Genomic DNA, 21630 nt, shown 5'->3' with positions numbered 1-21630 from the left:
CCAATGACCGATATGGCCCCCGCGATTGAGCTAAAGGGAATTTCCAAGGCTTTTGGCCCCGTGCAAGCCAACAAAGACATCTCAATCCGCGTCATGCCCGGCACGGTTCACGGCATTATCGGCGAAAACGGCGCGGGCAAATCAACGCTGATGTCGATCCTGTTCGGGTTCTATAAGGCCGACGCTGGTGAGATTTTCATCGGCGGTCAGAAAACGTCGATCCCTGACAGCCAAGCTGCGATTGCGGCAGGTATCGGAATGGTGTTCCAGCACTTTAAACTGGTTGAGAATTTTACTGTGCTTGAGAACGTGATCTTAGGTGCAGAGGACAGCGCGTTGTTGAAACCGTCGCTGAACCGCGCCCGTAAAGAACTGAAAGCGCTCGCCGATGAATACGGCTTGAACGTTGAAGTTGACGCGCTGATCCAAGATATCGGCGTGGGCATGCAGCAGCGCGTCGAGATCCTGAAAGCGCTGTATCGCAAGGCCGACATTCTGATTTTGGACGAACCGACGGGCGTGCTGACCCCTGCCGAAGCCGATCAATTGTTCCGCATTTTGGAACGCCTGAAGGCCGAAGGCAAAACCATCATCCTGATCACCCACAAGCTGCGCGAGATCATGGATACGACTGACACGGTGTCGGTGATGCGGCGCGGCGAAATGACCGCGACGGTCAAGACATCCGAGACATCACCGCAGGAATTGGCCGAACTGATGGTTGGCCGTAAGGTACTGTTACAAGTGGATAAAGCACCTGCACAGCCGGGTGCAAATATCCTTGAAGTTAAGAACCTGAACGTCACCGATGACAAAGGCGTGCACCGCGTCAAAGACGTTAGCTTTAACGTCGCAGCAGGTGAAATCCTCGGCATTGCGGGTGTGGCTGGCAATGGTCAATCCGAACTGCTTGAAGTGCTTGGCGGCTATGAAAAAGCGACAGGTACGATCCTCGTGAATGGTCTTGAATTGGACCTGACTGGCGCGAAATCTGACGGGCAATCGCGCCGCAAACGCGGAATCGCCCACGTCCCAGAAGATCGCCAACGTGAAGGTCTGATCATGGATTATAGCGCGTGGGAAAACACCGCGTTTGGCTATCACCATGACGAAAAATACCAACGGTCCAGCCTGTTCATGGATAATAACGCCATCCGTCAGGATACCATCGAAAAGATGGAACGCTTTGACGTGCGGCCGCCTGATCCAAAACTCGCGTCCAAGAATTTCTCGGGCGGGAATCAGCAAAAGATTGTTCTTGCCCGCGAGATCGAACGCAATCCTGACCTGCTGCTGATCGGGCAACCGACACGCGGCGTGGATATTGGCGCGATTGAATTCATCCACCAACAGATCGTCGCACTGCGCGATCAAGGCAAAGCGATCCTGTTGGTATCGGTCGAGCTAGAGGAAATTCTGTCGCTCTCTGACCGCGTGGCCGTGATGTTTGACGGCAAAATCATGGGCGAACGCCTTCCGTCTGAAACAAACGAACAAGAATTGGGACTGCTGATGGCAGGGATCACGGAAATGCCGGATAAGCCTATCGTCGAAGCCATCGAAGAAAACCTCGCCCACGCTGGCACCGGCAAGGAGTTGCACTAATGGATGTCATGCCAAAATGGGCCGAAGTGGTCCTTGTCCCGCTGATCTCTTTGTTATTAGCGGCTTTTTTGTCGGCACTTGTGATCCTTGCCATCGGTGAAAGTCCAACAGCCGCGTTAAAATTGATGATCGAAGGCGCGATAGGCTCGACCTACGGCTGGGGCTATACGCTGTATTACGCGACCAACTTTATGTTCACCGGGCTTGCCGTCGCCGTCGCGTTTCACGCGCGGATGTTCAATATTGGCGGCGAAGGTCAGGCGGTTTTGGGCGGGCTTGGCGTCGCTTTGGTCTGTCTCTATATTCCTTGGCCGCACTGGTCGGTGGCGCTGATCGGCGCAACGGCTGGGGCCGCATTATTCGGCGCTGCATGGGCGGCGATCCCCGCGTATTTGCAAGCGAAACGCGGCAGCCACATCGTAATTACGACGATCATGTTCAACTTTATCGCTGCCGCATTGCTGAACTACCTGCTGATCGGCGCGTTAAAAGCCGACGGCATGGAACCCGCGACCCGCAAATTCGCTGAAGGCGCTCACCTGCCGTCGTTCCAAGACATGTTCAGCTTCGGTGAAGCAACGCTGTTCCGCGGCGCACCTGCGAACGTGTCGTTTTTTGTCGCAATCGCAGCCTGCATCGCGGTCTGGGCGCTGATCTGGAAAACGCGTTTAGGTTATGAAATTCGCGCTTTTGGCCATTCTGAAAGCGCTGCAAAATATGCGGGCATCAGCCCGACGAAAATCATCATGATTTCAATGATGATCTCTGGCGGTTTGGCAGGCATGATGGCGATCAATAACGTGATGGGAGAGGCCGAACGCCTTGTTTTAAACGCGGTTGAAGGCGCAGGTTTCATCGGGATCGCCGTCGCATTGATGGGCCGCAGCCACCCGTTTGGCGTATTTCTCGCCGCGATCCTGTTCGGATTTCTCTATCAAGGCGGCGCGGAATTGGCGCTATGGACCTCGATCCCACGTGAATTGATCGTCGTGATTCAAGCCCTCGTCATTCTGTTCACAGGCGCATTGGACAACATGGTCCGCAGCCCGCTTGAGAAAATGTTCCTCGCCATGCGACGCAAAAAGGGGGAGGTGTAAATCATGGATCTTCTTACGCTTTTACAAATCCTCGACTCTACCATGCGCCTTGCCACACCGCTGTTGTTGGCTTGTCTGGCTGGGTTATTTTCGGAACGCGCAGGCATTTTTGACATCGGCCTCGAAGGCAAAATGCTGGCCGCCGCGTTCCTATCCGCCGCCGTCGCCTACACTAGCGGTTCGGTCTGGATTGGCTTGCTTGCGGGCATCGCGGCGTCGTTGGTTCTGTCCGGGATTCACGGCCTCGCCTCGATCACCTTCCGTGGCAACCAACTGATTTCCGGCGTCGCTATTAACTTTCTCGCGGCGGGCCTGACTGTTGTCATCGCGCAAAGCTGGTTCGCCCAAGGGGGCCGTACACCGCAGCTATCTGGTGCTGCGCGTTTCAACCCGATCACCCTGCCCTTCGCGGATAGCCTGCGTGACGTGCCTGTTTTGGGGCCGATATATTACGAACTGATCTCGGGTCACACGATCCTTGTTTATGTCGCCCTGCTGTGTGTGCCAGCGACATGGTGGATCCTATATCGTACCCGATTTGGCCTACGTCTGCGCGCTGTGGGCGAGAACCCTGCGGCTGTGGATACCGCAGGTGTATCTGTTGTCGGTCTGCGCTTTGCTGCCGTCGGCATCTGTGGCGTTTTGTGTGGTATTGCAGGGGCTTACCTTGCGACCGCATTGCAAGCTGGTTTTGTGAAAGACATGAGCGCGGGGCGTGGATATATCGCGCTTGCCGCGTTGATCTTTGCGAAATGGCGGCCATGGTACGCGCTGTATGCGACACTGCTGTTTGGTTTCCTGCAGGCTCTTGCACTGCGTCCAGACCTGATCGAAGCGGTACTTTCGTTCAAGGTAAACGGCCAGTTGCTGGACGTACTGCCGTATATTCTCACTGTGATTATTCTCGCCGGTTTCGTCGGCAAAGCGATCCCACCACGCGCCGGAGGCGAACCTTATGTCAAAGAACGCTAAAGCCGTCGCCGACGTCATTCGCGCACGCGCTGGCGACGCAAAGGTTAACGTCGGCCTGATCCTTGGGTCCGGACTGGGCCATATCGCGGACGAAGTGGACGGCGTGTCGATCCCCTATGCAGACCTCGACGGATTTCCGCATGCGGGCGTCTCTGGCCACAAAGCCAGCCTGACAATCGGCGACCTTGAAGGTGTGCGCGTCGCCGTGTTTGGCGGCCGATCACACTACTACGAATCCGGTCGGGGCGACGCGATGCGCCACCCGTTGGAAGTGCTGCAAGAACTCGGCGCGGACACGATGGTCGCCACCAACGCGGCGGGATCAATGCACCAGGCGATGCCAACCGGATCGATCATGAACCTGTCGGATCACATCAATTTCTCGGGCCTGAACCCGCTGATCGGCGAACCAACTGACCGCCGTTTTGTGCCGATGAAAGACTGCTACAATCCCGGCATTCGCGCCGCAATGCGCCACGCGGCAGAAGCCGAAGACGTCGAAATGAACAGCGGCGTCTACGCTTGGTATTCCGGTCCCTCGTTTGAGACCGTCGCAGAAATCAACGCAATCAAGATGTTAGGTGCGGACGCGGTCGGCATGTCGACAGTACCCGAAGTGATCCTCGCGCGGTTCCTTGGCCTGAAAGCGGCAGCAATTTCGTGTATCACGAATATGGCGGCAGGCATGTCCGACGAGAACATTAGCCACGAGCATACCAAATCAATGGCCCCGATCGGCGCTGCAAAACTGGAAAAAGTGCTGCGCCGTTGGCTGCGTGATATGTCCAACTGAGGCTCGCTTCTAAGGCCAACGCCGCAAACTCAACGTTAGCCTGCGGAAAAAGTCGCCTGCGGGGTTTGACTTCATAGGCCCAGTCGGGTCATGTGTGCGCAGCGACCTTCAACGCGCTCGGAACAGCCATGCAAATTTACCTTCCTATCGCCGAAGTTTCGGTGAACGCCTTCCTTTTACTCGGTCTTGGCGGGATTGTGGGCATTCTATCGGGCATGTTTGGCGTGGGCGGCGGGTTCTTGATGACGCCCCTGCTGTTCTTTATCGGCATACCCCCCGCCGTGGCCGTCGCCACCGAAGCGAACCAAATCGTTGCATCGTCATTTTCCGGAGTTCTTGCGCATTTTAAACGCAAAACCGTGGATTTGCGCATGGGAACGGTGCTGCTGATTGGCGGATTGGTTGGGTCCGGCCTTGGCATTGTTTTGTTCAATTACCTACGCGCTGCGGGCCAAGTCGATTTGCTGGTCAAACTTTGTTACGTCATTTTTCTGGGGCTGATCGGTGGGCTGATGTTCATCGAAAGCCTGCGCGCGATCCGTAAATCCGGCAAAGGTGCACCGCCGACGCGGCGAAAACACACTTGGGTTCACAACCTGCCGTTCAAGATGAAATTCCGCGTCTCTGGTCTGTATATTTCTGTCATTCCACCGCTGATCGTTGGTGTTCTGGTTGGTGTCTTGGCCGCGATTATGGGTGTCGGCGGCGGCTTTATCATGGTCCCCGCGATGATCTATCTGCTTGGCATGCCGACGAAAGTTGTTGTTGGGACCTCCCTGTTTCAGATCATTTTTGTGACGGCGTTCACAACGATGCTGCACGCCACGACGAACTACACCGTCGATATCGTACTGGCGGTTTTACTACTGGTCGGTGGCGTCATTGGCGCGCAAATCGGCACACGGATTGGCGTCAAAATGAAAGCCGAACAGCTACGCATTCTACTCGCGATGATGGTGCTGTTGGTCTGTGGCAAGCTGGCGTTTGACCTGCTTGTACAACCTGCCGAGCTGTATTCAATCGGCACTGAGGGTGGTCACTGATGTTGCGCCTGATTTGCCTTTTATGCGCCTTGGCCGCCCCCGCGAGCGCGGAAGAAATCGTGCTCGGTCTGAGCCACGATGAGGTGGCGATCACCGCCAACTTTGACGGCTCTGACATCCTAATTTTCGGAGCGGTGAAGCGCGATGCGCCCGCCCCAACAGGCGAAGACCTAGGCGTGATTATCACCGTTGCCGGACCGGATATTCCCGTGACTGTCCGCCGGAAAGAACGCAGACTCGGCATCTGGGTGAATACAGATTCGGTGGATGTTGCGGTCGCGCCGTCGTTCTACGCCGTCGCCACGAACATGCCGCTGTCTGATATTCTGAGCACAAAAAACGACAATGGCGCGCGGATCAGCATCAACACCGCCATTCGGACGTTTGGCCAGCCCGACGGATATGAGACTGACTTCGAAGACGCGCTGATCCGCATTCGTCAAGGTCAGCGGTTGTATCAAACCCTGTCCGATGCGGTGCTTGTCGAGGACGAAACGCTGTTTCGCACCAACATTTCGATGCCTGCCAACCTGACCGAAGGCGATTATACCGCTGAAATTTACCTGACTCGTGGTGGCGAGATCGTTGACGTCTATGTAACGACGATTCCGGTCAAAAAGGTCGGTTTGGAACGTTGGTTGTACAATCTCGCGCATGAAAACGCGATGATTTACGGTTTGATGTCGCTGGCGATTGCGATCGCTGCAGGCTGGGGCGCTTCTGCCATCTTTACCATGTTCCGCCGCTAAATCGGTCTGATCGCGATTAGACTTCGTCGCCGCCTGACAATTCCAGCGGTGCAGCAGGTGCTCTCAAATCATCGATCCGCAATTCGCCTGACGGCTTCGCAAGACGATTTCGCACGACCCATCGCAACTGATTTTCAGCCCGCGTAATCGCCACATAGGTCAGGCGTTTCCATAGCGGTTGCCCAGCTTCGACCCGCCCCATCCGTGCGGCAATTTCAATATCAGGCGCGAAAACTTGAACCGTATCCCATTGAGAACCCTGCGCTTTATGGATCGTGACGGCCGCCCCGTGCAGGAACGTCGCCCCCATGCGTGCGGCGAATGGGATGAATGGTTCTTCGTCGCCTTCCTGTTCGATCTTCACAATCGATGCGGCCGAAATTTGCGGCTCTTCGGCCCCCATAACGTGCAAACGCGAGAAACCGGGTTTGCGCCCAGGTCCGAGGTAGACGACTTGCGCGCCTTTAATCAGACCGCGTGCTTCAAGGTCCAGCCGCTTTTTGCGGTGCTTCATCGGTAGCTCGATACCGTCGCAAATTAACGGTTCACCTTCGAGCAATTCATCCATTGGCGCGTTATACGCCGCACGAAATGCGTGGATCAGCCGGATGCGGGTTTTGTTGGTCCAGACCAACACAGGCGACCGCGCCATCAAGTCCGATTCGACACGCTGCGCCATGACGACGCGTTCATCGCGCTGCGCGGCTTCGGCGACCATCTTTTCAAAATGATAAAAGTCGAGCATCGGATCAGCAAGCGCATGTGCCAGATCAAGGATCGGGTTGCCCGCATCTTGGCGGTGAACCCGTTCGAGCGATTTGACCTTTTTCTTCGGCAGCGTCTCGAACACCATCCCACCGGATGATTGCACAGGCGGCAACTGCGCCGGATCGCCGAACAGCACAAGCGTTGGGAAAATCTCTTGCAGGTCTTCGAATTGCTTGGCGTCGAGCATCGAGCTTTCGTCGATAAATCCGATGTCCAACGCTTCTTCGCGACGCTTCCAACCTGTGATGAAATCAGACCCGCGCAATCCAGCAGCCGCAAGCGCGGCAGGTACGGATTTATTGATCTCGTAAGACGCAAATGCGCGGTCCAGCGCAACTTCGGTCAGCCCTTCGATATCAGGTTTTTCGCCCGATCCGGCCAGCCATTCCGCGACCTTTTCGTATTCGGGATCGTAAACCGGCGTGTACAAAATACGGTGAATCGTCGTCGCAGGTACGCCGCGATTGCGCAACACAGACGCCGCTTTGTTCGTGGGCGCGAGGATCGCTAATGTCCTGCGATCCTTGCGCTTTTTGCCTTCCCAATCGCCTGAGATAATATCGACGCCCGCATCTTCCAAGGCTTTGTACAGCTTGGCTAGCAGCATCGTTTTACCCGACCCCGCCTTGCCAATCACCGCCATCACGGATGATTTGCCCGACGCCGGTGGCATCAGCAGACTGTCGTCCAGATCAACCCCCGACAAGCGAAGGGCGTCAGCGACAGCATCCCAGGCTTCGGCCTGATCGTCTGAGAAGGTGATTTTGGTCGGCATATTCATGCGCCGACCCTACCCCGCCCACCCGCGAGGTGCCAGAGATCGCGGACCTGATCACGCCGCTTTTGGCAAGATCACAGGGCGGCCCATCGACCGGTAAAACCAATGCTCTGACGTCTGGGATGAAAACCCTGCGCGGCGCAGCACATTCACGCGATCAAGCGGGCGATATTGCCACAAACCAACACTGATTTGATCGCGCCCTGTGCCGCTGCTGCCCAGCACGTCGGGACTTGCCCCGATCATCCGGTAAATGCGGATCATGCGGGCATCAAAGACCCCCAACAGATGCGTTAAATCATAGGCCCGCATCAATTCCCCGCCCGCCAACATAAGCGCTGCAGCGACGCGCGACGGCACACCATCGCGCAAACAATAGCGCGTGCATTCCCAAATCAAAGGATCACTCACCACACGTCCGCCAAGCAGTCTACCGAAGTGATCGTTAACCATGGTTTGCCCCGAGGACGGAATGAACCGCATAGAGCCGCCGTGCGTGCCGTCCGGCATCACCCAAATCACATAAAGCGTGTCATCGCGGTCGTATTCGTCGCATTCCCAACCACGATTATCGACGCTGACCGCCCAACCAAGACGGCGCTGAAATTGATCCGCCCGATCCAAATGCATCGTTTTTTGCAACTTTGGTTCGCACCAAAGGTCTCGTCCGTAAATGTAGCGCAGCATGTACCGTTCCCTAACCTGTTCAAAAACATGGTTAGGATTGGCGCATTAGGATGAAGAATTACTTACGGCACGAAAACAAGTAGTTAAGATATGATTAATGCGTGGCGATTTCTCTGCCCGGCCACCCGCCTGCAGCATCTCGAGCAGCACCACCAATGATGATATGTCCGTCCGCGATTGCCTTTGCAACCGCGTGGATCGTGTTTGCAGCGCCAAGCTTGAAACGCGCGCTTTCGATATAGGCCCTTAGTGTATGTTCCGAAATCGTAAGCATTTCAGCCACCTGCGCCCGCCCGTAACCCATCGCTAAAAAGGTTAACGCGTCCACCTCACGTGGCGATAAAGGGCGGGTTGGTTCTGGCACGCGGTTTTTCTCTAACTCCAACGCTTTTTGGTTCAGGAAATATGCGATTAAAACAAAATCGCGCAGATGTTCGATTGTGAATGCCGCCCAAACGTCGTCGTCGCAGTTGTGCGACAGGCTAAAGATCGCGAATTGCCCGTTTGGACCACGTAGCGGGATCGAATATCCCTGATTTCCGACGCCATGCGCGACCGCGTCTAAATTGAATTGCCGCGCGGCTTTACTGCTCCAATCGAGACGTTTCCAATTGACGGGCTGCGCACCTTGAAAGCAGCCGACGACCACCGGATCTATGCGCAAATACTCTTTGTCGACATAATGCTGGACCCATTTGGGAGAGTAGGTTCCAAATCCATATTGATCGCCCTCGGCGCTGACCCAATGATAGACGACGTGATCAATGCGGTAATGATCGCGAAGATCGAACGTCAGCCCGTGAATTTCTTCAACAGCCGTAACAGCGTCAAGCTTGAGTAGAAAATCGTCTAGCGTCAGTGTCCTCACATCGCATCAAATGTGATGCGCCCCTCTTGTCCGCGTCTAGCTCAGCGTCAGCGACAGCCGCGACCCGTGCCAGTTCTTCGGCCAAGCGTGGCAATTCGTTCTGCTGAGCAAAACTTTTAAGATCGACAATCACGTCGATGATCCATTGATGTCCCATTTTCAGCCTTCGCGAATAAGGTTAACAAATCGCTAACAACTTAAGGTAGCATGGCGTTTTTAACCATATCACCGACGGTTTTTGCCTCCCCCGAAATAGCGGGTCGGCGTCGGGCAAAGCATTGAAAGCAAAAGGGCGCACCCAATTATGGATGCGCCCTAGCGATCAAGTCAGTCGAAGGATGGTCTAGTCAGAGATGCAATCTTCGAACGTGCGCAGACCCATTTTAGGCGCTTGAACAAGAACCGCCATATTGCCCGGTTTATGTTCGTTTTTGCGCATTTTGGTATGTGCCTCTGGGATCTGATCCCAGCCAAAACATTCGGACATACACGGGTCCAAACGCCGTTCAACCATCAAGTTATTCGCCGCTGACGCCTGTTTGAGATTGGCAAAGTGGCTGCCTTGCAGGCGCTTCTGGTGCATCCACATATACCGCACATCAAGCGTCAGATTGTAGCCCGTCGTCCCCGCACAAATCACAACCATACCGCCGCGTTTGCACACGAAAGTGGACACAGGGAACGTCGCCTCGCCGGGATGTTCGAACACCATATCGACGTTATTGCCTTTACCCGTGATTTCCCAAATCGCTTTGCCGAATTTACGCGTTTCGTCGAACCACGTTTTATATTCGTCAGTATTCACCGTCGGCATTTGGCCCCAACAGCTAAAGTCATTGCGGTTAATCACGCCTTTCGCGCCCAGCGACATCACAAAATCACGCTTGGATTCGTCGCTGATTACCCCAATCGCATTTGCGCCTGCGGTGTTAATCAATTGGATCGCATATGACCCCAAACCACCGGACGCGCCCCAAACCAAGACGTTCTGACCCGGTTTCAATTCATGCGGCTCGTGGCCGAATAACATCCGGTAGGCCGTGGCAAGCGTCAGCGTGTAGCACGCGGACTCTTCCCACGTCAGATGTTTAGGCCGTTGCATTAATTGCTGCGATTGCACACAGGTGAATTGCGCGAATGATCCATCCGGTGTCTCGTAGCCCCAAATCCGTTGCGACGGGGAATACATCGGGTCGCCGCCGTTGCAGTGTTCGTCGTCGCCGTCATCTTGGTTGCAATGGATCACAACCTCGTCGCCAACTTTCCAGCGTTTCACCTTGTCACCAACCGCCCACACGATGCCGGATGCGTCGGAACCCGCGATGTGGAATTCCGCCTTGTGCACGTCGAACGGGCTTATCGGCACGCCTAATCCGGCCCAAACACCGTTATAATTAACGCCAGCGGCCATCACCATCACCAACACTTCGTGGCTGTCAGGTTTCGGCGTGGCGACGGTTTCGATCTCGAATGCTTTGTCCGGCTCGCCGTGGCGTTCGCGGCGGATCGTCCATGCCTGCATCTGCGCGGGGACATGCCCGAGCGGCGGCATTTCACCGATCTCGTATAGGTCTTTTTGCGTGGCTGAGTAGGCGTCTGCGCCTGCAGTTAAATCAAGGGCCATGGTGCGCTCCATCTCGCTATCGTTCCTGTGTCTATGCCGCGCCGCAGAATCGGGCGTCTGACCTAGCAATAAGATTGATCGCGAAACAAAGCAACACCACAGGCGCTCATTTTGTAATTTTATGTCTGCCGCGTCGCAGCGACCTTATGGAAAGGACACGCCAGACACGGTGCAAACGTCGATGCTGTTTTTCACGATGCTCGTGCCGTCTTGGAATTCTGCCTTCATGTCGTAGCCGCAGCTGGTCCGACCATCCGCAAAGTCGACGTTGCGCGATTGCCCTGCTGGCAGCACGGTCGAGCCTAGAATGTCTTCTTCCCAGCTATTCGTTGATGTCGGCGATCCGTAGAACCGCCAAATGGTGCGGCCGGTGTTGTTCTGAATGTTCACAACTTTGTTCGCGGCAATCACGACCTGACTACCGCCGCCACTGCTGGACACGTCAGCACATCCAGCAAGACCCGTACCAATGATGCCCGCGGCGATCAGCGATTTGAAATGAAATGCCATGAAAGAACTCCTATATATTTATTGAATATGCCGTTTATTAGGCACAGGAATTGTCATTCAGGCAAGACTGGAATGCGCTAATAAATTCGTATCCTGCGGGAAATGGTGCTTGATCGAATTTGCATAGTAATCAAGCACGTCGATGCCATCACCGATAACGCGCACTTCATCTTCGTCGCGCACAATCAACTCACGCAGCGAAAACCGCGCGAGCGTTTCATCAACAATCGCATGCACATTCCGCTTTGGCAGCGGCATACGTTTTTCTTTGAGCGCGTCCAACATGCCTGCAACCGAAACTTCTATCGCCGCTACAGACGTCGCACCTTCGACCGTAATTGCCCGCGCAACCAAGGGTGCAGCAAGGACTGGCACCACCGCTCTGATCCGCCCCATCAATTCGTGCCCGACTTCTTGGGCCAAATCAGACTTCATCGGAAAGCTGGACAGATATAACGGCGAACCGAAGGCGACAGACGCCGTACCGAACCCTTTGAATTGGCCCGTAATGCGTAGCCAGAAATACATCGCCACACTACTTACAACTGTCCACGCGGGCGGGCGGAACCTGCGATTGCCGCCTTTGCCTGCTTTAATCAGGAACCGATCTTCGAGCACTTGATCGTAGTTCAGCGCCACAGGCACAAAGATCACATCACGCCCACCCGCCTTGTAGCTATCGACGATGTAATTCAGCAGACCCAGTTTTGGTTTACCAACCTCACCCGTCAGGCTTAACCCGCCTTCAGGGAACATCGCCTGCGTCACACCAGCGTCCGTGGACATCTGGACATACCGCGCCAGCACGCGCCGATAGAGAATAGTGCGCGACCGCCGCCGGATAAAGTAAGCACCCATCATCCGGATCACACCAGATAGCGGCCAAACCCGCGCCCATTCGCCTACAGCATAAGACAGGGCTGACGCGCGGCTGACCAGATACGTTACCAACACGTAATCCATGTTGCTGCGGTGGTTCATCACAAAGATCACGGTCGCGTCTTTGTCCAATGATTGCAACGCATCGCGGTCAAACGATCCCAACCGCACACGGTACAGCATCCGCGACAACCATTTCGCAATCCGCATCCCAAAGGTGAAATATGCAGTCGCGGAAAATGACGGTACAATCTCGCGTGCGTAATGCCGTGCTTTTTCAAACGCGACGTTTTCAGGGACATCATGTTCACGAGCATGATCCACAATCGCCTGCGTAATATCGGGATCATACAGCAGACGTTGAATCATATCGTAGCGCCGCGCTAATTTGAACGGCTCAATCGGGCGCTCTAGTCGCGTATTCAACTGCGCGATCAGCTTTTCAGCACGCCGCCGAAAATACCAACGGACCGATGGAAATAGGAAATGCGACGCAAACGTCACTGCTGCGAAAAGCACGATCAGAATGAACGCCCAAAGGGGCAGCGTCACAGGTTGCGTCATGCGCTGACATTGCCATGCGGCGGCGTTGACGTAAATCCCATCACTTCCTCAAGAAAAACGTGGATGCCGCATCGCAGCGAATTGACACCAGTATAAAATGTCTAATACTGATGCTTTAGCGAAAGATTATTACCCACCCTGATTCCGGAGCATCCCCATGTCGCAAGCGCAGAAAACGAGACCTTGGTTGTTCCGGACATACGCAGGCCATTCCACCGCGACCGCGTCAAATGCACTGTATCGCGGCAATCTGGCAAAGGGGCAAACCGGGCTTTCTGTGGCCTTCGATCTGCCAACGCAAACGGGCTACGACAGCGATCATCTGCTTGCCAAAGGCGAAGTCGGCAAAGTCGGCGTACCCGTATCGCACCTTGGCGATATGCGGGCGTTGTTTGACGATATTCCACTTGATCAAATGAACACCTCGATGACGATCAACGCGACCGCACCGTGGTTACTGTCGCTTTATATCGCCGTCGCAGAGGAACAAGGCGCGGACATCAGCGCCCTGCAAGGCACTGTTCAGAATGACATAATCAAAGAATACCTGTCGCGCGGCACCTACATTTGCCCGCCAGAACCGTCTTTGCGCATGATCACCGACGTCGCGGCCTATACCCGCGAACACCTGCCAAAATGGAACCCGATGAACGTGTGTTCCTACCACCTGCAAGAAGCCGGTGCGACGCCGGAAGAAGAGCTCGCCTTTGCGCTCGCCACCGCCACCGCCGTGCTGGATGACCTCAAAAACAAAGTTCCCGCAGAGCATTTCCCAGCCATGGTTGGCCGCATTTCGTTCTTTGTGAATGCGGGTATCCGGTTCGTGACCGAGCTATGCAAAATGCGTGCGTTCGTCGAGTTATGGGACGAGATTTGTCAGGAACGGTATGGTGTCGAAGACCCGAAATTCCGCCGTTTCCGCTATGGCGTGCAGGTCAATTCGCTTGGCCTGACCGAACAGCAACCCGAAAACAACGTCTACCGTATCCTCATCGAAATGCTTGCCGTCACACTGTCCAAAAATGCCCGCGCGCGCGCTGTGCAACTGCCCGCCTGGAACGAAGCGTTAGGCCTTCCGCGTCCCTGGGACCAACAATGGTCGCTGCGGATGCAACAAATTCTAGCCTATGAAACTGATCTTTTGGAATACGAAGACCTATTCGACGGCAATCCCGCGATTGATCGCAAAGTAAATGCGCTCAAAGAAGGTGCGCGAGCAGAGCTGAAACAAATCGACGGAATGGGCGGCGCGGTTGGCGCAATTGCCTATATGAAATCGCGTCTTGTCGATTCAAACGCAACACGCATCGGTGGAATTGAATCCGGCGATACAACCGTTGTTGGTGTTAATAAATGGCAGGCAGGCGAACCGTCGCCACTGACGGCGGGCGATGATGCTATTATGGTGTCCGATCCAGCAGCCGAAGCTGATCAATTAAATCGTTTGGCGAAATGGAAATCAGACCGCGATACGGCCGCTGTAAATAGCGCCATTGCCGAATTACGCGCCGCCGCAATTGACGGCACAAATATCATGATCCCGTCAATTGCCTGCGCCAAAGCGGGTGTAACGACAGGCGAATGGGCCGACGTTGTGCGCGATGTGTTCGGTCAATACCGCGCACCCACTGGCGTCAGCAACAGCCCGTCGAACCGAACCGAAGGTCTCGATGATATTCGCGAACAGGTCGATCTTGTCAGCGCCGCACTTGGTCGCCGGATGAAATTTCTTGTTGGGAAACCTGGGCTTGACGGTCATTCGAACGGGGCTGAACAGATCGCGACCCGTGCGCGTGATTGCGGCATGGACATCGCCTATGATGGTATCCGCCTCACACCCGAAGACATCGTCAACGCCGCCCGCGAAGAAGACGCGCATGTGATTGGCCTGTCTATTCTGTCCGGCTCTCATTTGCCTTTAATTGCAGACGTTATGGTCAAATTAAAGCAAGCAGGCCTGTCTCATATCCCTGTTATTGCAGGCGGTATTATTCCCGAAGAAGACGCATTGAAACTAAAGGAAATGGGCGTCGCGCGCGTCTATACGCCAAAGGACTTCGAGTTGAACAAAATCATGTTTGATATCGTGGCTTTAGTTGATCCACGAAAAGTCGCTGCGGAATAGACATCTATCTCGTTTTTCGTGTATGGCCGTCGTACACGCGTAAACCCTACGGAAGTTTGGGGTGATTTGCGCGTGAATTCAAACGGAGATACCGATGAAAATTGACCTGAAAGGTATGTCTCGCAAGGAGCTTGAAAAGCTTCAAAAAGACGTGGACAAAGCGCTTACTCGAATTAGTGATAAAGAACTTAAGGCCGTCCGGGACGAAGCTGCGAAACTTGCGGCGAAACACGGATATACACTTGCTGATATTACGGGCGATGCGCCTGTGAAAAAGGCACGTAAAATTGCAACTGGGCCAAAAACAAAAGCCCCTGCAAAGTATGCCAACCCAACGGACAAAACCCAAACATGGACTGGCAAAGGTCGTCAGCCCACTTGGTTTAAAGACGCTGTTGCATCTGGGGCTGCCCCCGAAGCAATGGAAATATAGCACCTTACCCAGTTATTTTCTGTAATAGGGGTGACCTACGGGTTGCCCCTTTTCACATTTAATCTGGGGCATAATCCACACAGGCGTCGGTTGAAAATTTCCCGACACTTGCAGTGGTCGCCCGAAACGATCATCAATTCACCTAAGGTAACTCCGCTATTTTCGCAGGGGTCACGTATTGAGTTGTGTCGATTTCCGGCACTTTGTTCGACTTGTTTAGATTGATTGAGTTATGCTTTCAAAACGATGGCCACTTTTGCTGGTAACTATTTTCCTCGCGTCTTGCAGTAAATCGCCGGCGCAACTTAGCGTCGCGCAGATCAGCGTAGAGGGTGAGTTTCGTACGCCTGCCGCTGACGGGCATTTTGAACACAATCTCATTGAGACCCAATCAGATGTGATCGACGATACCGTTTCTTTCTTAACAGGACATGAAGTAGGTGTCGGCGTCAGCGCTTTTGCCGGCATTTTACCAAACCAACCTGCGCAAGCGCCACTGTCCGCGCAAGCCACGTTCACAGGCAATTACCGCGCGGCCATCATCCGCGACATTTCTATCGTTAATAATGAACTACACGGCATGAATGCGTTAACCGACGAGGGCAGAATTACGCTCAACGCCGATTTATCGGACATGACACTGATTGGTAGCGACGGTTTTCTATCCGTTGATGCGCAGATCGTCGAGAATACCCACCTCGCAGGCGACGTCGAGATTAATGGTGTTCCGGGTACATTGATCGGCGAAATCGGCAATGACCGCGCCTTTGGTGCATTCCAAGGCGGCAACGAGACCAATTTGATGTCCGGTGGATTTGTGACGACACGCAATCCTTAACGGCCGTGCGATCCGTCGTATTGGTTAACAGGCGGCGACGTCCAATCCGTCAACGCCCCTGCCCGAGGCGCTAAAACGTCCATCTGCAACGGATAACATGCGGCGGTATCCGACGAATGCTCGGCACTGCAATCACCACCGGGGCACGCGCTAAGCACCGCAAGCAGTTCAATTTCAGCGAAGATATCAAGATAATCACCGGGCCGAACTGGGCTCGCTTTCATGAAATACTGGCCTGTGTCGCGCGTAAATCCGGTACACATAAAGACATTCAATACGTCATGCACAAGCGGTTCAGCCTCTGCCAACGACAGCCCCGTTTCATCGGCTAATGCCCGCGTCAAGTTGGAGTGGCAGCAATGGTGATACTGCGTCCCGCCCAATAGGTTACCGGTGTAAGGATCGCAGCGCGTCCCGATCACATCGTGAACAGACCCGCCAAAATCATCGATACCGTACCAATCAAGCGTGTCAGCAATGATCGTCGCGATGGGGCGTAGATAAGGCAATTGCGACCAAAGCCGATCACCAGTGCTGACATGGGCGCCATGCAGCGCACGGGTTTTGCCGGAATAAAACCGCTCTTGCAGATTATTCGCGTTGAACAGGTTCAAATCACCAACCTGCGGTCCGCCAACGCTGGAAATACGCAACACGTGCCCTGCAGGAACGCGGATCGCCGCGGCCTCGCGCGGGGCGGCGGTAGCGCTTGCGACAATCGGTGCGCCAATAAACGCAGCAACGTAGTCCGCGACTGGCGCTGATGGCAGCGCATCCACCGGATAACAAATGACAGGCTTCACCGCGCGGCGCGACTGGGCATCTTCAGGAGGGGATTTCGTCATGAACGCAAGAGACCTGAATGATGCGCGGAAAACAAGGGTGAAATCAGGTTGAACACGATCACTCAGCGGGACACTCACGGTGCGTCAACATTTAGCGGCGAGGTTATCGTAAGCGAACCCACGATTTGGCGCAGTGACGTCACCGCCGATTTGCAAGGGTTTGCCAGTCACGCAAAAACGGTAGGGATTTTTCATGGCGCATCAGCGGATAGTGTCGTTGCAGGTGGGTTCTTTGGGCGCGAGCCAAATCCGTAACCATCCCCGCTAGCCACAGACGGTCTACACAACGAAAAAGGCCCACCAAATTGGCGGGCCTTTTGTCTATTCTGTGACCGCTTAAACGACCCGTTCGACCATCATGCCTTTGATGCTGGCGATGGCTTTGGCTGGGTTCAGACCTTTGGGGCAGGTCTTTGCGCAGTTCATAATCGTGTGGCAACGATATAGTTTGAACGGATCTTCCAGATCATCCAAGCGTTCGCCTGTTGCTTCGTCGCGGCTGTCGATGATCCAACGATACGCATGCAACAACGCTGCTGGTCCGAGATACCGATCGCCGTTCCACCAGTAGGATGGGCAAGATGTGGAACAACATGCACACATCACACATTCATAAAGACCATCCAGTTTTTCGCGATCTTCAATGGATTGCTTCCACTCTTTCGCGGGGCGGTTCGTTTTTGTCTCAAGCCACGGCATTACCGATGCGTGCTGCGCGTAGAAATGCGTCAAATCGGGGATCAAATCCTTGATCACAGGCATGTGCGGCAGCGGGTAAATCTTAACGTCGCCGTCAACTTCATCCATGCCGTAAATACAGGCCAGCGTGTTGATCCCGTCGATGTTCATCGCACAGGACCCACAAATACCTTCACGGCAAGACCGGCGGAACGTCAGCGTCGGGTCAATCTCGTTTTTGATCTTGATCAGCGCATCCAGAACCATCGGCCCGCAGTTGTCCATATCGACAAAGTATGTGTCCAAAGACGGGTTTTTGCCGTCTTCTTCGTTCCAACGATAAATCTGCACCTTGCGCAGATTTGTTGCACCCGTCGGTTTCGGCCAAGTTTTACCCGTCACCATGCGGCTATTCTTAGGGAGCGTCAGTTGTACCATGTCATTCTCTCCTTCTGGGACCGGCCCAGTATTCTATCAATTACGCAGCACAGGCGGCCGGATCGGCAATTCGCCTGTGCGCTGAAAAACACATCTTTCGTAGACCAAAACGGGATCGGCACCGCGCAAATAGTCGGAACTCACGCCGACACTTGCCTCGGCAAAATTACCCTCGTTGCTATTCGCGCCAAAGCTAATCTCGCCTGTTGGTCCTTGCGCCGCGCGTGCCCGTTCTTCGCAGCGGTCCGCTGTCAGCGCCGGATCAGGTGGCGGCAATTCGCATGCCGCCATCCCGAGAAATGCAAAGAGCAAGACCGCGTTACGCATCACAACCCTAACGCGGCCAGAGGGCCTAACACATCTTGCGCCGCACATTGGATCGTCGCAGGTCGCTGGGCGATGCTCAGAACTGATGTGGTCGCTTGATCGTTGTTACCAAGTGCTGCGGCTTGCCCGATCTGCAACAGTTCAGCCCCACTTGCCTGATCGATGATACAATCAGTCAGCGGTTCGGCGTTCACGCCCGGCAGTTGGGTTTGAACGATACCATTCACAACTTCTTTTGCGGCAATGCGTGCGATTGCGTCAGTCCCAACACTTCCCGTGCCAGAACACGCTGCCATCGCGAAGAATGCCACACAGATTGAAGCGAAACGGATCATTAATAAACCCGTGCTTTAGGTGCGATCTTCTTCAAGTCGATCCCGCCTTCAGATTCAGTCGTCAGCGGATCAAGATGCACAGGACGTGTCGTCAACGTGGTTTTCGCCCCATCAACAACCGCCAAAGAGTGAACGCGCCAGTTAACATCATCACGATCAGGATAATCCTCGTGGGCATGCGCCCCGCGGCTTTCTTTACGCGCTTCTGCGGCCACGATTGTTGCCAACGCGTTTGGCATCAGGTTTGTCAACTCTAGCGTTTCCATCAGGTCAGAGTTCCAAACCAGCGACCGATCAGTCACTTTAATGTCGCCCATTTTGCCAGCGATTTCTTCCATCGCGACAACACCTTCGGCCAGTGTTTTGTCAGTCCGGAACACAGCCGCGTCTTTTTGCATCGCTTTTTGCATCTCAAGGCGCAGATCGGCAGTCGCCGTTTCGCCCTTGGCATGACGCAACCCGTCGAAACGGTCGAACGCATAATCAACAGAAGCTTGGTTCAGTGTCGGGTTCGACGCATTGCGGTCAACAACTTCACCAGCGCGGATCGCAGCCGCACGGCCAAAGACCACGAGATCGATCAAAGAGTTGGACCCAAGACGGTTCGCACCGTGAACAGAGGCACAGCCCGCTTCGCCAACAGCCATCAGACCCGGCACAATCGCGTCAGGGTTATCAGCCGTCGGGTTCAGCACTTCACCCATATAGTTCGTCGGAATACCGCCCATGTTATAGTGCACAGTCGGCAGCACAGGGATCGGTTCTTTGGTCAAATCGACGCCAGCAAAGATGCGTGCGCTTTCCGAAATGCCCGGCAAACGCAGGTCTAGCGTTTCTTTTGGCAGGTGGTTCAGGTGCAGGTGGATATGGTCGCCATCGGCGCCAACACCGCGGCCTTCGCGAATTTCCATCGTCATACAGCGGGACACCACATCACGCGACGCGAGGTCTTTGTAGGTCGGCGCGTAGCGTTCCATAAAGCGTTCGCCTTCAGAGTTGGTCAGATAACCACCCTCACCGCGCGCACCCTCAGTAATCAAGCAGCCAGCGCCGTAAATACCAGTCGGGTGGAACTGCACGAATTCCATGTCCTGCAAAGGCAAGCCCTGACGCGCAACCATGCCGCCGCCGTCGCCCGTACAAGTGTGCGCAGACGTCGCCGAGAAGAACGCGCGGCCGTAACCGCCAGTCGCCAGAACAACCGTTTTGGCGTTGAAGATGTGCATCGTGCCATCGTCAAGCTTCCACGCGATCACGCCTTGGCAAACGCCGTCTTCGGACATGATCAAGTCCATAGCAAAGTATTCGATGTAGAACTCGGCTTGCTGCTTTAAAGACTGACCATAAAGCGTGTGCAGGATCGCGTGACCAGTCCGGTCAGCCGCGGCACATGTGCGTTGCACGGGCGGGCCTTCACCAAATTCAGTCGTGTGACCACCAAATGGACGCTGGTAAATCTCGCCCTTTTCAGTCCGCGAGAATGGCACGCCGTAGTGCTCCAGCTCGTAAACCGCTTTTGGTGCTTCGCGCGTCAGATACTCCATCGCGTCCATATCACCGAGCCAGTCAGAGCCTTTAACAGTGTCATACATGTGCCACTGCCAGCTATCCGGACCCATGTTACCAAGGGACGCGGCGATACCACCTTGCGCCGCAACAGTGTGCGAGCGTGTTGGGAACACCTTAGAAATACAGGCTGTTTTCAACCCTTGTTCAGCAAGACCCAGCGTCGCGCGCAGACCAGCACCACCGGCACCAACCACAATCGCGTCATAATAGTGGGTTTCATATTCGTAAGCAGCCATCAAAAATCTCCGGCAGAATTAAAGGGCAAGGCGCAGGATGGCGATCACGCCAAATGCTGCGGCACCGTATGACAGACAGATCATCGCGATGATCAGGATTTTGCGCATTGTTCCATGCACATAATCCTCGATCAATGTCTGCACACCTTTGCGAAAGTGGAAAAAGCTTACCATGAACGTCAGGGCCGCAATCGCTGCAGGCACAGGACGGGAATAATAAGCAACAACCTCTTCGTAGGATGACCCAAGGGTCGCGCCAAAGGTGAAAATGAACAGCGGGATCAGAACAACGAGGGCCATCGACGACACCATCATTTTCCAATGATGATCCGTGCCGGTTTTAGCAGACCCCATGCCGACGACGCGTTTACGATCAGTTACAAATGCCATGTTTTTGATCCCTTACAATACGACGACACAGAAAATGGTCATCAGGACGGACCCGATAATCATCAATATGCCCATAGTTTCGGATTTCTGGACCTCAAGGCCGTAACCCATGTCCCAGATCAGGTGGCGAATACCGCCAAAGGTGTGAAACCACATCGCCCAAGTCGACAAGAACAGGACAAGATCGCCAAACCAGCTGGTCAAGAAACCGTTTGCGGTGGCAAAGGCGTCAGGCCCGGCAGCGGCGGCAACAAACCACCACGTGATCATCAGTGCGGCAACGATCACGGCATTGCCGGTCACGCGGACAAAGATAGAAGTCATCGACGTCATTTGCGGGCGGTAGATCGTCAAATGCGGTGACAGAGGGCGATTGCCCCGGTTCACATCGGCCATGCTGTTTCCCTTTTTTGGCTCGCACAGCGAACTGCGCTTAGGCTTTGTCTGCTTTCTAGCAAGATTATGCAGGCAGAGTCACG

General features: G+C 54.6%; 22 protein-coding genes. 9 read left to right on the top strand and 13 right to left on the bottom strand.

The window, feature by feature from the left end; translation table 11 throughout:
• The first annotated feature begins 3 nt into the window (after positions 1–3).
• The 6 genes from FHS72_RS10100 to FHS72_RS10075 all read left to right on the top strand — a co-directional run bounded on the left by FHS72_RS10100 (position 4) and on the right by FHS72_RS10075 (position 6259).
• Positions 4–1605, top strand: coding sequence for an ABC transporter ATP-binding protein (locus FHS72_RS10100; protein ID WP_183528681.1), 1602 nt, complete (start codon positions 4–6; stop codon positions 1603–1605).
• Positions 1605–2702: an ABC transporter permease gene (locus FHS72_RS10095; RefSeq protein ID WP_183528679.1), complete on the top strand. Its 1098-nt coding sequence runs from the start codon at positions 1605–1607 to the stop codon at positions 2700–2702. The genes FHS72_RS10100 and FHS72_RS10095 overlap by 1 nt, the downstream gene beginning before the upstream one ends.
• Before the next feature lie 3 nt (positions 2703–2705).
• Positions 2706–3674, top strand: coding sequence for an ABC transporter permease (locus tag FHS72_RS10090; RefSeq protein WP_183528677.1), 969 nt, complete (start codon positions 2706–2708; stop codon positions 3672–3674).
• Positions 3658–4467 (top strand): purine-nucleoside phosphorylase, encoded by an 810-nt coding sequence (locus FHS72_RS10085; protein WP_183528675.1) that lies wholly within the window; start codon positions 3658–3660, stop codon positions 4465–4467. The genes FHS72_RS10090 and FHS72_RS10085 overlap by 17 nt, the downstream gene beginning before the upstream one ends.
• Positions 4468–4595: 128 nt before the next feature.
• Positions 4596–5510 (top strand): sulfite exporter TauE/SafE family protein, encoded by a 915-nt coding sequence (locus FHS72_RS10080; RefSeq protein WP_183528673.1) that lies wholly within the window; start codon positions 4596–4598, stop codon positions 5508–5510.
• Positions 5510–6259 carry a TIGR02186 family protein gene (locus FHS72_RS10075; protein WP_183528671.1) on the top strand — a complete coding sequence of 250 codons (750 nt, stop codon included), beginning with the start codon at positions 5510–5512 and terminating at the stop codon, positions 6257–6259. Before FHS72_RS10080 ends, FHS72_RS10075 begins: the two co-directional genes overlap by 1 nt.
• A 16-nt stretch (positions 6260–6275) precedes the next feature.
• On the opposite strand, the gene FHS72_RS10070 is transcribed toward FHS72_RS10075, so the two are convergent.
• From FHS72_RS10070 to FHS72_RS10045, 6 genes are all read right to left on the bottom strand, one after another.
• The gene (locus FHS72_RS10070; RefSeq protein ID WP_183528669.1) at positions 6276–7808 is read right to left on the bottom strand and encodes an ATP-dependent DNA helicase; all 1533 of its coding nucleotides are present in this window, start codon (positions 7806–7808) and stop codon (positions 6276–6278) included.
• A 51-nt stretch (positions 7809–7859) separates the two neighbouring features.
• Positions 7860–8492 carry an acyl-homoserine-lactone synthase gene (locus FHS72_RS10065; RefSeq protein WP_183528667.1) on the bottom strand — a complete coding sequence of 211 codons (633 nt, stop codon included), beginning with the start codon at positions 8490–8492 and terminating at the stop codon, positions 7860–7862.
• A gap of 94 nt (positions 8493–8586) precedes the next feature.
• A complete protein-coding gene (locus FHS72_RS10060; protein WP_183528665.1) occupies positions 8587–9360 on the bottom strand; it encodes an autoinducer binding domain-containing protein in 774 nt (257 codons plus the stop codon).
• Positions 9361–9703: 343 nt separating this feature from the next.
• On the bottom strand, positions 9704–10984 hold the full coding sequence (gene ccrA, locus FHS72_RS10055; protein WP_183528663.1) for a crotonyl-CoA carboxylase/reductase: 1281 nt from the start codon (positions 10982–10984) through the stop codon (positions 9704–9706).
• A 144-nt stretch (positions 10985–11128) separates the two neighbouring features.
• Complete coding sequence (locus FHS72_RS10050; protein ID WP_183528661.1) at positions 11129–11494, bottom strand: hypothetical protein; 366 nt, start codon at positions 11492–11494, stop codon at positions 11129–11131.
• A 57-nt stretch (positions 11495–11551) separates the two neighbouring features.
• On the bottom strand, positions 11552–12937 hold the full coding sequence (locus FHS72_RS10045; protein ID WP_183528659.1) for a 1-acyl-sn-glycerol-3-phosphate acyltransferase: 1386 nt from the start codon (positions 12935–12937) through the stop codon (positions 11552–11554).
• A gap of 157 nt (positions 12938–13094) precedes the next feature.
• On the opposite strand from FHS72_RS10045, the gene FHS72_RS10040 reads away from it, so the two are divergent.
• The 3 genes from FHS72_RS10040 (at position 13095) to FHS72_RS10030 (ending at position 16333) form a co-directional block, all read left to right on the top strand.
• Positions 13095–15062 (top strand): protein meaA, encoded by a 1968-nt coding sequence (locus tag FHS72_RS10040; protein ID WP_183528657.1) that lies wholly within the window; start codon positions 13095–13097, stop codon positions 15060–15062.
• A gap of 94 nt (positions 15063–15156) precedes the next feature.
• The gene (locus FHS72_RS10035; protein WP_183528655.1) at positions 15157–15495 is read left to right on the top strand and encodes an H-NS histone family protein; all 339 of its coding nucleotides are present in this window, start codon (positions 15157–15159) and stop codon (positions 15493–15495) included.
• 256 nt (positions 15496–15751) lie between these two features.
• Positions 15752–16333: a hypothetical protein gene (locus tag FHS72_RS10030; RefSeq protein ID WP_183528653.1), complete on the top strand. Its 582-nt coding sequence runs from the start codon at positions 15752–15754 to the stop codon at positions 16331–16333.
• On the opposite strand, the gene FHS72_RS10025 is transcribed toward FHS72_RS10030, so the two are convergent.
• From FHS72_RS10025 to sdhC, 7 genes are all read right to left on the bottom strand, one after another.
• Complete coding sequence (locus FHS72_RS10025; protein ID WP_183528651.1) at positions 16330–17178, bottom strand: urea carboxylase-associated family protein; 849 nt, start codon at positions 17176–17178, stop codon at positions 16330–16332. The genes FHS72_RS10030 and FHS72_RS10025 overlap by 4 nt on opposite strands.
• A gap of 336 nt (positions 17179–17514) precedes the next feature.
• A complete protein-coding gene (locus tag FHS72_RS10020; protein ID WP_183528649.1) occupies positions 17515–18294 on the bottom strand; it encodes a succinate dehydrogenase iron-sulfur subunit in 780 nt (259 codons plus the stop codon).
• 36 nt (positions 18295–18330) lie between these two features.
• On the bottom strand, positions 18331–18621 hold the full coding sequence (locus FHS72_RS10015) for a hypothetical protein (protein ID WP_183528647.1): 291 nt from the start codon (positions 18619–18621) through the stop codon (positions 18331–18333).
• A complete protein-coding gene (locus FHS72_RS10010) occupies positions 18621–18956 on the bottom strand; it encodes a succinate dehydrogenase (RefSeq protein WP_183528645.1) in 336 nt (111 codons plus the stop codon). Before FHS72_RS10010 ends, FHS72_RS10015 begins: the two co-directional genes overlap by 1 nt.
• A complete protein-coding gene (sdhA, locus tag FHS72_RS10005; protein ID WP_183528643.1) occupies positions 18956–20761 on the bottom strand; it encodes a succinate dehydrogenase flavoprotein subunit in 1806 nt (601 codons plus the stop codon). Before sdhA ends, FHS72_RS10010 begins: the two co-directional genes overlap by 1 nt.
• 18 nt (positions 20762–20779) lie before the next feature.
• Positions 20780–21151 (bottom strand): succinate dehydrogenase, hydrophobic membrane anchor protein, encoded by a 372-nt coding sequence (gene sdhD, locus FHS72_RS10000; protein WP_183528641.1) that lies wholly within the window; start codon positions 21149–21151, stop codon positions 20780–20782.
• A 12-nt stretch (positions 21152–21163) separates the two neighbouring features.
• Positions 21164–21547 (bottom strand): succinate dehydrogenase, cytochrome b556 subunit, encoded by a 384-nt coding sequence (gene sdhC / locus FHS72_RS09995; protein ID WP_183528639.1) that lies wholly within the window; start codon positions 21545–21547, stop codon positions 21164–21166.
• Positions 21548–21630 lie beyond the last annotated feature (83 nt).

This window comes from Yoonia ponticola, assembly GCF_014199395.1.
Lineage (GTDB): Bacteria > Pseudomonadota > Alphaproteobacteria > Rhodobacterales > Rhodobacteraceae > Yoonia > Yoonia ponticola.
Note: the sequence above shows the minus strand (reverse complement) of the source record. Positions and strands in the feature narration are given on the sequence as shown.

What these genes read in the sequence shown, in the direction of transcription:
- FHS72_RS10100 (WP_183528681.1), top strand. Translation starts at nt 4, where the DNA reads ATGACCGATATGGCCCCCGCGATTGAGCTAAAGGGAATTTCCAAGGCT.
- FHS72_RS10095 (WP_183528679.1), top strand. Translation starts at nt 1,605, where the DNA reads ATGGATGTCATGCCAAAATGGGCCGAAGTGGTCCTTGTCCCGCTGATC.
- FHS72_RS10090 (WP_183528677.1), top strand. Translation starts at nt 2,706, where the DNA reads ATGGATCTTCTTACGCTTTTACAAATCCTCGACTCTACCATGCGCCTT.
- FHS72_RS10085 (WP_183528675.1), top strand. Translation starts at nt 3,658, where the DNA reads ATGTCAAAGAACGCTAAAGCCGTCGCCGACGTCATTCGCGCACGCGCT.
- FHS72_RS10080 (WP_183528673.1), top strand. Translation starts at nt 4,596, where the DNA reads ATGCAAATTTACCTTCCTATCGCCGAAGTTTCGGTGAACGCCTTCCTT.
- FHS72_RS10075 (WP_183528671.1), top strand. Translation starts at nt 5,510, where the DNA reads ATGTTGCGCCTGATTTGCCTTTTATGCGCCTTGGCCGCCCCCGCGAGC.
- FHS72_RS10070 (WP_183528669.1), bottom strand. Translation starts at nt 7,808, where the DNA reads ATGAATATGCCGACCAAAATCACCTTCTCAGACGATCAGGCCGAAGCC.
- FHS72_RS10065 (WP_183528667.1), bottom strand. Translation starts at nt 8,492, where the DNA reads ATGCTGCGCTACATTTACGGACGAGACCTTTGGTGCGAACCAAAGTTG.
- ccrA (WP_183528663.1), bottom strand. Translation starts at nt 10,984, where the DNA reads ATGGCCCTTGATTTAACTGCAGGCGCAGACGCCTACTCAGCCACGCAA.
- FHS72_RS10050 (WP_183528661.1), bottom strand. Translation starts at nt 11,494, where the DNA reads ATGGCATTTCATTTCAAATCGCTGATCGCCGCGGGCATCATTGGTACG.
- FHS72_RS10045 (WP_183528659.1), bottom strand. Translation starts at nt 12,937, where the DNA reads ATGACGCAACCTGTGACGCTGCCCCTTTGGGCGTTCATTCTGATCGTG.
- FHS72_RS10040 (WP_183528657.1), top strand. Translation starts at nt 13,095, where the DNA reads ATGTCGCAAGCGCAGAAAACGAGACCTTGGTTGTTCCGGACATACGCA.
- FHS72_RS10035 (WP_183528655.1), top strand. Translation starts at nt 15,157, where the DNA reads ATGAAAATTGACCTGAAAGGTATGTCTCGCAAGGAGCTTGAAAAGCTT.
- FHS72_RS10025 (WP_183528651.1), bottom strand. Translation starts at nt 17,178, where the DNA reads ATGACGAAATCCCCTCCTGAAGATGCCCAGTCGCGCCGCGCGGTGAAG.
- FHS72_RS10020 (WP_183528649.1), bottom strand. Translation starts at nt 18,294, where the DNA reads ATGGTACAACTGACGCTCCCTAAGAATAGCCGCATGGTGACGGGTAAA.
- FHS72_RS10015 (WP_183528647.1), bottom strand. Translation starts at nt 18,621, where the DNA reads ATGCGTAACGCGGTCTTGCTCTTTGCATTTCTCGGGATGGCGGCATGC.
- FHS72_RS10010 (WP_183528645.1), bottom strand. Translation starts at nt 18,956, where the DNA reads ATGATCCGTTTCGCTTCAATCTGTGTGGCATTCTTCGCGATGGCAGCG.
- sdhA (WP_183528643.1), bottom strand. Translation starts at nt 20,761, where the DNA reads ATGGCTGCTTACGAATATGAAACCCACTATTATGACGCGATTGTGGTT.
- sdhD (WP_183528641.1), bottom strand. Translation starts at nt 21,151, where the DNA reads ATGGCATTTGTAACTGATCGTAAACGCGTCGTCGGCATGGGGTCTGCT.
- sdhC (WP_183528639.1), bottom strand. Translation starts at nt 21,547, where the DNA reads ATGGCCGATGTGAACCGGGGCAATCGCCCTCTGTCACCGCATTTGACG.